This is a genomic window from Cellvibrio sp. KY-YJ-3 (genome assembly GCF_008806955.1).
Classification (GTDB): domain Bacteria; phylum Pseudomonadota; class Gammaproteobacteria; order Pseudomonadales; family Cellvibrionaceae; genus Cellvibrio.
Map to the genome: position 1 here is coordinate 362,973 of NZ_CP031727.1, position 11,641 is coordinate 374,613.

Below are 11,641 nucleotides of genomic sequence, written 5' to 3' on the forward strand. Positions count from 1 at the left end.
GTCAATTCCATTATTTCCCTTTAATTTCCCAATCACCCGCAGCCAGTTTCACCAAAGCAAAATTATGCATTTTTGAACGCGAACCCTCGCCCAGTGCCTTGGGTGGATAAAACGCGGCTTTGGCCTCAGGGTAGTCAATCAATAATTCATCCAATGCCGCACGAATTTCGCTCAGGGTTTTTTCCAGATTGGTATCAAAATCCGGGCGCTTACGAATGGTGTGCCCCAGTGCTACCAGCCGCATAAAATATTGATTGGCAAGGTGCAGTAATTCATCGGGTAAAATTGCGTGTTGGCATAGGCGCACACGGGGGTTTTGCTGACAGTAATTTAGCAATGCGGCATAAAAACACAGCGGTTTATTGGCCAGCTCTACTTTGTAATCCGTGTCGCGCAGTGCAATACATTTATTTTCCAAATCCAATACCAGTGCGATATGTTGGCTAGCGCCGGGCGCAAGTGTCGCAGCAATTGCTAGCGGTTTACGCTGCAAATAGGGCGATAAAAAAAACACCAGCAGCAAAGCGAAAAATAAGGGATATACCGAAATAGTTTGCCACAGACTGGGTTCGCAAATGCCCAGTTTTAAACTGATCACTTGCCCCGGCAGTTGCAACTGCCGCTCTACAAAACGGTGTGAATGCGACGCCTGACCCGACAAGTTCATCTCTGACTCAAAGCGCAACTGGGCATCAAACTGCTGCAAGCTGCTGACCCGCACCGATAAATTCTGCGCGACTAATAGTGCATTTAGTTTTTCTAAATAGGCGTGTACTTGCGCCGGGTTGCCGGCCATGTTCAACGCGGGATTGGGCAGCGAAAGCCGCGGCAGATCCAGTGACACACGATTTTCCACCGCGAGGATACTGCGTTCCAGATTGAATTCGCGCTGCAGCGAGGAACCAAAAAAATAAGCTAATTGCAGCGCAACAAAACTACCTACCAATAACAACAGATGGGCGTAGCTGAGCGTATTTTTTAATGCCCCCAGCTGCGGCCGTTTAAAGCGCGGCAATTTCATACCCAAGGCATTGAGATATAAACTTTGCATTAACGTTTCACCAGCGGCTGTGGGCAACCTTCCGCGTAACTGAGTTCACCAAAATAGGTGGACTGTTGTTGCTGTGCGAGGTTACCCAAGGTGGTTTGCAGGGCGCAGAATAGATCCGTATTGCGCCCATTCATTTTTAAATACCAACTGCTGCCGCGAATATCGCTGTCGCCGATGGCTTGAATATAATTTTCTGAAAATTGTTCGCCGTCTTCTTCTGACCAATAGCTGGCAATCATATCTACCTTGCCGCTGGCGAGTAATTCACGCAGGCCGGTGTGATTGTGGCTGTACACAATGGATATTTGATCCTCGCGTAAATCCAACTCGCGAAATAAATGCATGGGAATAATATGCCCGGAGCGACTGGACGGATAATCCAATAAACCTATGCGCCGACCGAGTAAATACTCGCGGGTTAATAAGGGTTTTTCATGGCGACCAATTAAATAGGCTTGATACTGTGAATAGCTGGCAAGACGTTTATAGCCGTGGGTATTTTCCGCATCAAACGCCTGCACAATATTGTCTTTGGTATTCACTAAATCGCCGATGCCTTTGCCGATAAAAGTGATATCGGAAACATCGCCCGTACCCCAATAGGCTTGCACCTGTTGATACTGCCGCTGCACCACCGGATCACCGCACAATAAATTGGCGAGATTGCGCGCAACGCTTTCTGTGTTCATATACACCGTTAATTTTTCTACCGCGGGATTGTTTCCCGCCGCGCAGGTGTAGCTGTCTTCAATCAAACTCGGCAAATGATAATTAAGCGGTGCCTGACTATTTTTGCCCAGCAGCCACATAGCCAATACCGCTATAAAAAATAGCGTGAATGGCAAACTTAGCGGTGCAAAAATTTTTAAGTCATTCATGTGCGTATTCTTATCAGCCCCTGAAAGAAAATTGCAAAAATCGTACCCTTAATACAGAAACGCCTGTGTGTTTGATAAAACTTGTCTATTAGTCGCAAATAGCGGGATTTTTCTCTTGGTTCAATGTTAAATCACGTGTTTTTCTGCTTTTTTCCGTAGAGAAAAAACTCTGGCTGAAAAGACAAGTATTAATTGACCACTGCAATAGTGCGCTTCAGCCACTGCATGCACCAAAGCAGACCAAAGCGGCGACCGGTCAGCGAAAAAACTCGCGACTGCGCGCTCTTATCCAACTCGAATTTTCCTCTCCAGCTCGCACTAACAGCGCACCCGCAACCGATAAACCTTCACATAAACCTGCTTTATTGGTTTGGATAAGCTTATTTATTCACCATAACTAATTGATGTTAAAGATTTATTAACCAGTAACTTTGAATTGCGACAAATGCTTTCTCGCGCACACGGCAATTTGGATGATAGGCCAACACATCTGTTATTGACCTTGTTTGAATTGCTGGAGTTTGTAATGAAGATCGCCCGATTTGTTTGCGGCCTGCTGTTGGTGACCACCAGTGTGCAGGCACTGGCCTGGGGACAAAATGGCCACCGAATAGTTGGCCAGATAGCCAATGAGCACCTGACCAAAAAAACCCAACAAGCCCTGCTGCCATTATTGGGTGGCGACTTGCTGGCCGAAGTGGGCACCTGGGCCGATGAAATGCGCTCCGACCCCGCCGAGTTTTGGCAAAAAGATTCCACCCGCTGGCACTACATTAATGTGGCCGCCCCCAAAGATTTTGATGCAAGCCACTACCACACACCGCAAACCAAAGAAGAAGTAAAAGATATCTACGGCGGCATTTTGCGCTGCATCGCCGCGCTTAAAGATAAAAACACCCCACTCGCCGAGCGCCAGTTTTACTTGCGCTTTCTGGTGCATTTGGTGGGCGATATTCATCAACCCATGCACACCGGCCACGCGGAAGATCGCGGCGGCAATTTGATAGAGGTGAAGTTTTTTGGCGAGCAGACCAATCTGCACTCGCTGTGGGATACCGAGTTACTGGAATCACAAAACCTGAGTTTCAGCGAATTTGCCGCCTTTATTAATACGCAGGACAAACAGCTCATCAAAACCTATTTAACCAGCAGCCCCGCTGACTGGCTCAAAGAATCCATGGCGCTGAGCGAGAGCATCTACCAAAGCGCCACACCCGCAGCAACCAACACCCTGCCCGAATTCAGCTACGGCTACATCCATCAACAACTACCGGTTGCCGAAGAGCGACTGCTGCAAGCGGGCATTCGCCTCGCTGGTTTACTCAACAGCATTTTTGACCCCAGAGCCAAACCGGGCATTGCAGCCTTGGCGGTAAAACCCTAACGCCTTGGCCACACAACCGATCACACAACCATAGCTCGGTAGCGAGCACTGTTATTAACCGCTCCATTACTCTTGTTTAGGGAACACACACTATGAAACCGCTATTAAAAAGAAGCGCCCTCTTTATGGCGATGACTGCCGGGATTTCCGGTTATGCCCATGCACAGGACACCAGCTCATCCATCCTCGGTAAAATCAGCGCGCCGGACGGTTCACCCGCCGCCGATACCCGCATCATCGTGATACATGAACCCTCCGGCACGCGCAGTGAAGTGAAAACCAACAGCGCCGGTAGCTACTCGCTCAAAGGCCTGCGCATTGGCGGCCCCTACAAAATCACCATCGATTCCGATACCTATCGCGACGCCGAGATGCGCGATCTATTTCTGCAATTAGGCAAGGTGCTGCGTCTGGATCAAACTCTGGAAGCGGCAGATATAGCCGAGTTGGAAGAGGTGCTGGTGATGGGCACCATCATCAACTCCAGCACCAAAGGCGCCAGTTCGGTATTCAGTGAAGACGATATTAAAAAGACCCCCGCCTTCAGCCGCGATATTAAAGACATCATCCGCAGCAACCCGATGGTGGTGGTAGAAGACGGACAGCTGAGCATTGCCGGTAGCAACCCGCGCTTCAACAATATCACTGTGGATGGTATCGGCCAGAACGACGACTTTGGCTTGAACTTCGGTGGTTACCCCACGGCGCGCCCACCGGTATCACTGGATGCCGTAAGCCAAATCAGCGTGAATTCGGCGCCCTTCACTGCCAAAGTCGGCGGCTTCTCCGGCGGTTTGGTCAACGTGGTGACTAAATCGGGTACTAATGAGCTACAGGGCTCAGTATTTGCTGAAGGCACCAACGACAGCCTTTCCGGCGACCCGAAAACCGGCGACCTGGATCTGGGCGAAGAAACTACCATGGGGTTCAGCGTGGGCGGGCCACTGGTGGAGGACAAAGCGTTTTATTTTATCTCTTACGAATCCTTCGAGCAGGACACCACCGCGCTCTACGGCCTGAATGGTTCCGGCGCCAACGAGAGTGAAATCACCAGCGCCCAATACGAGCAGTTCCTGCAGATCCTCAACGATACCTATGGCCTGACCGACTCAGTAGCCGGTGGTGCGGGCGAGCGCGATGACAAGCTGTTGGTCAAGTTCGACATCAACCTGAGCGATGAACACCGCCTGGATTTCAGCTACCAGAAGCAGGATAACGAACTCGACCGCAACAGCCCGGATCAGGATTACCAGCTGCGCTTGAATTCCAACTTCTTCACCATCAAAACCGAATCAGACACCTACAGCTCACACCTGTTTTCTGACTGGAGCGATGCCTTCAGCACGGTCATCGGCCTGTCCTACAAAGACCTGACAACTGACTCGCTGAAAAACTCGGACCTGGGTGAAGTGACCGTCAATATCGGCAGCAATGAAATCCTGTTTGGTACCGACCGCTCGCGCCACGCCAATATCGCCGATACCCAAACCTGGCAGCTGCATTTGGACGGCACCTATTTGTTAGGCAACCACGAGTTGCGTTTTGGCTACCAGGGCCAAAGCGTGACCTATTACAACCTGTTCGGCCAATACACCGACGGCGTGTGGGAATTCGCGAGCCTGGATGATTTTGCCGCGAAGAAACCCAATTTCTTTGCCTATCGCAATGCCTACACCAATAACGCCGAAGACCTGGCCTACAGTGCAGAACGCACCACCCATGCACTTTACGCCGAGGACAGCTGGGCGGTTACTCCCTCGCTGTTGCTCACCTTTGGCCTGCGCTATGAGCAGCTCGCCTCAGACGATGTACCGCAAGAAAATACGCGCTTCGTGAGCACCTATGGTTACAGCAATACCGAAAACCTGGATGGGCTTGACATCATCCTGCCGCGCTTCAACTTCAACTGGGACTTGAATGAGACCATGACCCTGCGCGGTGGCATCGGCCGCTTTAGCGGTGGCAAACCCAACGTCTGGCTCGCCAACTCCTTCACCAACGACGGCCTCACCTACGTTGCCGCGCCGAGCAGCGCTACCAACGCGGCCATCACCGACCCCGCTAATGTCGACTTCACCCAAATTCCCGACTCAGTGCAAGCCTCATTGGTCAGCGGCACTGGCAGTACCGCCTATGTCGACCCGGACTATGAACTGGAATCTGATTGGCGCTATCAACTGGGTTGGGATCAGGAGCTGAACATTCCCTATTTGGGCGATGGTTACCTGTGGAGCACCGAATTCAACTACATCGACAAGGAAGACTCCTCCTTCTGGGTAGATACCTCGCGCACCGAAAGACGCCGCACCGCCGACGGCCAGCGCATCATTTACCAGAGCATTTACAGCGGCAACCTGGCCAACAACTACGACCTGATGCTGACCAATGCCAAAAAAGATGGCCGCAGTATTATCTGGACCACAAACCTGAAAAAAGACTGGGATAACGGCGTGAATATGTTTGCCGCCTATACCCATCAGGACGTGACCGAGGTCAACCCCGGCACCAACTCCACCGCCTCATCCAACTACAACTTCAACGTCACCATGAACCGCAACGAGGAGTTGGTTGGCACCAGTAACTACGAAATCAAACACCGCTTTGTACTCAACCTCGGCTACGCCGCCAACTGGTTTGGCGATAACGAAACCCGTATCAATGTAGCGTTTGAGCGCCGCTCTGGCCGCCCACTGAGTTGGACACTCGACGCCTTTAACGACAACGACTTTGGCGACCAGCGCGACTTCCAAAACAGCGATGTCTACCTGCCTTACATTCCCACCGGCCCGAACGACACCAATATCGATTGGGAGGGCAGTAACTGGCCGGGTGCCACCACCAACGAAGAAAAATACGCCGCCATGCTGGAGGTTATCCAAGGCGCTGGACTGGAGGGTTATGCCGGCGGTTATGTGCCGAAAAACTCCACCACCCAACCCTGGGTTACTGACCTGGACTTGAGTGTGCAGCAGGACATTCCCGGATTTGCTGACGGTCACACCGGCACCATTTATTTCACCATTGAAAACCTGCTCAACCTGATCGACAGCAGCAAAGGTGAAGTCCGTCGCATGGAATTCCCACAACAAACCCTGTGGGACTACGACGTGAATTCCACTACCGGCCAATACCAATACGACGTGCGCTTTAACGGCACCAACACCAACAACTGGAGTGAATACATTCCGGAAGCCTCGGTGTGGCGCCTGAAACTGGGCGTGCGCTACAGCTTTTAACCTCAGCTCAACTTCCCGTTAACGAACGCAGCTCCCGCCCTTTTGCCTAGCGGCAAAAGGGTCTGGGCAAGCTCGCGCTCAATTCCGGGCTTTTCGCGTGTTCCACCTTTATCAATCACCACTGTTAAGGAGTTACCTGTTATGAAAAAGCTCGCCCTTGGTTTACTCGCGCTCGTCGCACTCAGCGCTGCCACCACCCAAGCCGCCAACTGTATTTACGGCTGTCCCACCGGAAAATCCGGTCAAGTCGTCACCCGTTCGATTTACACCATCAGCAATAACGCCACCACCAAGTTTGCCGATTGGGCCGCCTATCAAGTCACAGCGGCTACTATCGATGGCCCCTCACGCACCCGCACTTGGCGCGTCGACCCCAGCATCACCGCCGCCAATACTCTCGAACCCGCCGACTACACGGATGCCGCCGCGGTATTGGGTACTGATCGCGGCCACCAAGTCCCACTCGCCGCGTTTAGCAACACCGCCGATTGGGCAACCACCAATTATTTATCCAACATCACCCCGCAAGCCGCCGAATTAAATCAAGGTCCCTGGGAGCGATTGGAAAATGCCGAGCGAGTTATTGCACGCAGTGGGCAACCGATTTTTGTTGTCACCGGCCCACTCTACGAATGGTATTTCGGCTCACTGCCCGGCGCCGATGAATCGCACATCATTCCCTCAGGCTATTACAAAGTTGTCATCGCCGTAATCAACGGCACAGTAAAAGCCTCCGCCTTCATCATGGAACAAGACTCCGCGCGCGCGGATAATTTTTGCAATAAAGAAGTCACCATCGATGAAGTAGAAATGCGCGCAGGCATTAACGTCATGCCCAGTTTATCCACCACGATCCAAGCTCCCGTTGAACGGAGTTACGGTGGATTAAAAAGCCAATTAGGTTGCTAACCGAGTTAGTGTTGTTTTCATGAGCGCTCCACTTGAGCGGGTTCGCCCGCTCTTTTTTTATTATTGTTATCTGACTACTACACCTGCCCCACTGTACTCTAACCTAGCCCGCAACGGGAGTTGATTGAGTCATTAATTAAAAGGTAGGAACCAAACAGTTACTGATTCAATGTTTTGGTAAAAAGAATTTTATCATCCCCTTTTACATTTCTCTGCACGCCTGTAATCGCATAATTCTGGGTGATTAACAGGAGCAACATAGCTTTGTACTTATTCATGCTTTTAACAGAAATTTCTTTTGCCCCCATTTCGCTAACGTGCCGTTCTTGCTCAAGTAATAATTTTTTCGCTATACCTTTTTTTCGGTAATTAGGATGAACGCCCCCTAACCAACTATAAAAACATTGTTCATCAATCCAATAACCCAACTTGTACCCCACCAAAACACTTTTATTTTCTGCAACAAGCAAAAGGAAATTTTTATCTCCAATACGCTCCGTAAAAAAATCAGTGTCTGTTAGAGGTGAAAGCTCTGTAATGTCATTATGCAGAACCAATATTTCATCAAATGAACCAATGCGTATTTCCATAAAAAATCCAAATAACAAAAAATAATGCGCCTATAGCGTTTTGCCCTACTCATATCGGTAAATTATTATCTTAAATAAACTTACTGATCAACGCTAACCCATTCTTTTATAAGCATTAACAACAACTCAACCTGAGTTCTATTAAATCATTTCTCGCTTACCTGCACTGCTTGATGATCGATCTGAGTTTTGATCCGGTTATTAACCACTTTAAGCAGGTGATAGAAATGAAACGTAGTCTTTTTTTACCCGCCGCGTTGATTGCGGCTTTTTCACTGCCATTGCAGGCAGAGGTTTTAATTTCAGAGGTGCTTTACGATCCACCCAATGGTTTGGACAGCACATTGGAATGGATCGAGCTTTTTAATGCGGGCTGTGATGCGATTGATCTGAGCACCTATACCTTGCAAGACAAACAAGGCGCGCCGGTACTTAACCTGAGCGGCACGATTCAGCCAAATAGTTATTTAACATTTGCGCGCGAGGCAGATGCGTTTACCACACGCTACGGCTTTGCACCCAACTTGACAGGTATGTCGCTTGCGCTGGGCAACAGCGGTGATTTATTTGTTTTAAAAAATAATGGTGTCGATGTAGATACAGTTGCATGGGAAAACGGTATTAGCGGTTGGACAATTGCAGCGGTTGATGTATCGATTTATCGCGTTGATAACACAACGCCGGCAACCAACGCGCAGTGGGCAGTCAGCACTGCGGATAGCCCCGGCATCGGCCCGCTCACGCAAGATTGCTCCGGTGGTGGGGCGTCGAGTAGCAATACAACTAGCAGTATAAGCAGCAGTTCAAGTAGCACTGAAGAAATCAGTAGCAGCTCAAGTTCCAGCGTTACATCGAGTGAAAGCAGTAGTATAAGCAGTTTGTCATCTGCCAGCTCATCATCGTTAGCAATACCTTATAGCTACGATGTGTATTATGCACCGGCAATGGGACTTGAAGGATTTGAGTTGCGCGTCGCGCTACACAATATTATTCGCACCGGCCATATTAATTTAAGCTACAGCCAAGTGTGGAGCGCGCTGCAATATGCCGACGAAGACCCGGATAACACCGCAAATGTATTGTTGTTATACAGCGGCCGCTCGGCGGATAAAAATGATCGCGATGGGCAACCTGGATTTGATAACGACTCCTGGAACCGCGAACATGTTTGGGCAAAATCCTACGGCTTTCCTGATGACAATCAATTCGCCTATACCGATATTCATCACCTGCGCCCGGAAGATAAAACCGTTAACAGTTCACGCAGTAACAAAGCCTTTGATAATGGTGGCACTGCGCAAGGTGAAGCACCCGATACCTTTACTGATGACGATTCATGGGAACCGCGTGATGCGGTAAAAGGCGATGTGGCGCGCATGATGTTTTATATGGATGTGCGTTATGAAGGCACCGATGGCAACACACCGGATTTGGTTTTAGTGGATAACACGGCCATGGCAAGCGGTGATGCCAATATCGGTAAGTTGTGTACTTTGGTTGAGTGGAGTCAGCTGGACCCGGTCGATAATTTTGAAATGCGCCGCAACCATCGTATTCAGGAATGGCAAGGAAACCGCAATCCGTTTATTGATAATCCAAATTGGGTACTTAGTTTGTGGGGCGATTTCTGCGGCGTAACATCGTCTTCCAGCAGCAGTAGTACTACAAGCAATGAATCAAGCAGCAGCATAAGCAGTGAAGCCAGTAGCGCCATATTATCAAGCAGCTCATCTACGGCCATAAGCAGTAGCGCAAGCAGCACTGTTATTTCCAGCAGCTCAACCGCTTCTGCGTCAGCCACTAACAGCGGCTCGGGTAGCGGCTCATTAAACTGGTTAAGTTTATTGTTGCTATTAAGTCTAGTTAGATTGCGTAGACAATAAGACCATACGCTTTGTTTTGAATTATAAAATCTATAAACATAAAAATAAAAAACCAGCTTAATCGCTGGTTTTTTATGACTTAACGAAAAATCATTTTTCTCTGTTCCTAATTTCTATGGCAATACTAGCCAGCTGTTTTACGATTTCATTGTGGCTCTTTGCTATTTCCTGCTGCGACGCGGCAATACGTTTTATGGATATAACCATAACAATGAATAAACAAATGACTAACACATAAATTGCGAACATTCCCAGCATCACTACTGGCCCTAATACAGAAAACATACTATCCCTCATAACAAGTTGAAAAACATTCTCATTAAACGAGAAAACGCAGCAAAAATCAACTTGCGGATTAATCCGTTACGCACAATAAAAATCTATAAATTTTTATCAAGCCAGTAAGTGGTTATTGAAAGTACAATTTCCGCCGTAGATTGATCTTCCGCCAAGCCATTCGCCGTAGCTGAACCTAAAATGTTAAACATATGATCTGCACCTTTGATAAGGTGGAGTTCTGCATTGGTGGTACCGGCGTGGTTGATTATATTTATCGATGACTCGTAGGGAACCAAGGTATCCGCTGTACCGGCAATTGCGAGTAATTTTCCGTGATAATTTTTTAAGTCCTGCAAACTGCTATTGGCTTTAACTTCTTCAAACCACTGCAAACCAAAATTTAATGGCTCGGGGCGCCAAGGGAATTTTACGACTGCAAAACCATTGGCTTTTGCCTCTGCATAATAGTCGTCAAAAAAGGATTGGAAAACACCAGTGCCATTTCCACTAACACTGGACCAGGCAACCAGCGATTTAATGCGAGCATCTTTTGTGGCAACGAGCTGTGCAATTAATCCGCCCTGACTAAATCCAATCAGGCCAATGCGCTGTGCATCTATATCCTGCAGAGTAGTTAGATAATCCAGCGTGCTGGCAACATCGCGCTGGGCGCTGGTGAGATTATAAAAGCGATAATCCACCGGGCTATCGCCAGTACCAGCAAAGTCGATACGCACGGAGGCGATACCGGCTTCGGCCAAATCAACAGCCAAACGTTGATACAATCCCCCCACTTCATTTTTCTGCGATGCAGTGCCATGCAACATCACCACCACCGGAAATGGTTTGCCGGTTGCCTGAGTTGGCTTTACTAAAATGGCAGGAATTTTATAAGTACCATTATCGATAAATAATGGCTGCTCGACATAAACAGATCCAACGGGGGTTGCATGATTTGGCTTAACGACGCAACCAGTGATGGCGACAAAACAAAATACTACCGCTAAAAACCTAACGTACTTTAAACGAATCATTAGCTTCACCCGATTAATTATCGCCATTAAATGGCAACGCCATAAAAGTGCACACTTATACAATTAGAAAAATTTAAGAATTACAATTTTCACCCTGTGTAATCCACACTGCCTTCCACAATAATCATATTGGCCGTTGCATTCGCCGTGCGCAGTGCATGGATGGGGGCATATTCCGCGCAAGTCGCCCAATGATTGGCAGTGGCGAGATCAGGAAATTCCATCACCACCAAACGTTTGGGTTGCCAGTTACCGCTAACGACCTCGGCGTTTGCGCCGCGCACTAAATAGCGTCCGTTGCAGGCAAATACTGTGGGCGTAATTTTCGTGAGGTAATCTTTATAGTTTTCGGGGTTATGTACTTCAATATCGACAATCACATAAGCAGCCATAATAA

9 protein-coding genes are annotated in these 11,641 nt (G+C 48.8%); 4 read left to right on the forward strand and 5 right to left on the reverse strand.

Annotation, left to right across the window (positions count from 1 at the left end; all coding sequences use genetic code 11):
- Positions 1-10: 10 nt before the first annotated feature.
- Positions 11-1,051 carry a hypothetical protein gene (locus D0B88_RS01690; RefSeq protein ID WP_151054548.1) on the reverse strand — a complete coding sequence of 347 codons (1,041 nt, stop codon included), beginning with the start codon at positions 1,049-1,051 and terminating at the stop codon, positions 11-13.
- Positions 1,051-1,929 carry a PhnD/SsuA/transferrin family substrate-binding protein gene (locus tag D0B88_RS01695; protein ID WP_151054550.1) on the reverse strand — a complete coding sequence of 293 codons (879 nt, stop codon included), beginning with the start codon at positions 1,927-1,929 and terminating at the stop codon, positions 1,051-1,053. Before D0B88_RS01695 ends, D0B88_RS01690 begins: the two co-directional genes overlap by 1 nt.
- 526 nt (positions 1,930-2,455) lie before the next feature.
- Between D0B88_RS01695 and D0B88_RS01700 the strand changes: the two genes are divergently transcribed.
- The 3 genes from D0B88_RS01700 to D0B88_RS01710 all read left to right on the forward strand — a co-directional run bounded on the left by D0B88_RS01700 (position 2,456) and on the right by D0B88_RS01710 (position 7,458).
- Positions 2,456-3,313, forward strand: coding sequence for a S1/P1 nuclease (locus D0B88_RS01700; protein ID WP_191966491.1), 858 nt, complete (start codon positions 2,456-2,458; stop codon positions 3,311-3,313).
- Positions 3,314-3,405: 92 nt separating this feature from the next.
- Positions 3,406-6,549: a TonB-dependent receptor gene (locus D0B88_RS01705; RefSeq protein WP_151054554.1), complete on the forward strand. Its 3,144-nt coding sequence runs from the start codon at positions 3,406-3,408 to the stop codon at positions 6,547-6,549.
- A gap of 141 nt (positions 6,550-6,690) precedes the next feature.
- Entirely contained in the window at positions 6,691-7,458 is a 768-nt protein-coding gene (locus D0B88_RS01710; protein WP_151054556.1) for a DNA/RNA non-specific endonuclease, read from the forward strand.
- A gap of 158 nt (positions 7,459-7,616) precedes the next feature.
- On the opposite strand, the gene D0B88_RS01715 is transcribed toward D0B88_RS01710, so the two are convergent.
- Positions 7,617-8,048 (reverse strand): GNAT family N-acetyltransferase, encoded by a 432-nt coding sequence (locus D0B88_RS01715; protein ID WP_151054558.1) that lies wholly within the window; start codon positions 8,046-8,048, stop codon positions 7,617-7,619.
- Positions 8,049-8,275: 227 nt separating this feature from the next.
- Between D0B88_RS01715 and D0B88_RS01720 the strand changes: the two genes are divergently transcribed.
- Complete coding sequence (locus D0B88_RS01720) at positions 8,276-9,931, forward strand: endonuclease (protein ID WP_225318484.1); 1,656 nt, start codon at positions 8,276-8,278, stop codon at positions 9,929-9,931.
- Positions 9,932-10,311: 380 nt separating this feature from the next.
- Here the strand turns inward: D0B88_RS01720 and D0B88_RS01725 are convergent, their stop codons facing one another.
- Together D0B88_RS01725 and D0B88_RS01730 are read right to left on the reverse strand one after the other, a co-directional pair.
- Positions 10,312-11,244 carry a S9 family peptidase gene (locus tag D0B88_RS01725; protein ID WP_191966492.1) on the reverse strand — a complete coding sequence of 311 codons (933 nt, stop codon included), beginning with the start codon at positions 11,242-11,244 and terminating at the stop codon, positions 10,312-10,314.
- An 89-nt stretch (positions 11,245-11,333) separates the two neighbouring features.
- Positions 11,334-11,636 carry a DUF1330 domain-containing protein gene (locus tag D0B88_RS01730; RefSeq protein WP_151054564.1) on the reverse strand — a complete coding sequence of 101 codons (303 nt, stop codon included), beginning with the start codon at positions 11,634-11,636 and terminating at the stop codon, positions 11,334-11,336.
- Positions 11,637-11,641 lie beyond the last annotated feature (5 nt).

What these genes read in the sequence shown, in the direction of transcription:
- D0B88_RS01690 (WP_151054548.1), bottom strand. Translation starts at nt 1,051, where the DNA reads ATGCAAAGTTTATATCTCAATGCCTTGGGTATGAAATTGCCGCGCTTT.
- D0B88_RS01695 (WP_151054550.1), bottom strand. Translation starts at nt 1,929, where the DNA reads ATGAATGACTTAAAAATTTTTGCACCGCTAAGTTTGCCATTCACGCTA.
- D0B88_RS01700 (WP_191966491.1), top strand. Translation starts at nt 2,456, where the DNA reads ATGAAGATCGCCCGATTTGTTTGCGGCCTGCTGTTGGTGACCACCAGT.
- D0B88_RS01705 (WP_151054554.1), top strand. Translation starts at nt 3,406, where the DNA reads ATGAAACCGCTATTAAAAAGAAGCGCCCTCTTTATGGCGATGACTGCC.
- D0B88_RS01710 (WP_151054556.1), top strand. Translation starts at nt 6,691, where the DNA reads ATGAAAAAGCTCGCCCTTGGTTTACTCGCGCTCGTCGCACTCAGCGCT.
- D0B88_RS01715 (WP_151054558.1), bottom strand. Translation starts at nt 8,048, where the DNA reads ATGGAAATACGCATTGGTTCATTTGATGAAATATTGGTTCTGCATAAT.
- D0B88_RS01720 (WP_225318484.1), top strand. Translation starts at nt 8,276, where the DNA reads ATGAAACGTAGTCTTTTTTTACCCGCCGCGTTGATTGCGGCTTTTTCA.
- D0B88_RS01725 (WP_191966492.1), bottom strand. Translation starts at nt 11,244, where the DNA reads ATGATTCGTTTAAAGTACGTTAGGTTTTTAGCGGTAGTATTTTGTTTT.
- D0B88_RS01730 (WP_151054564.1), bottom strand. Translation starts at nt 11,636, where the DNA reads ATGGCTGCTTATGTGATTGTCGATATTGAAGTACATAACCCCGAAAAC.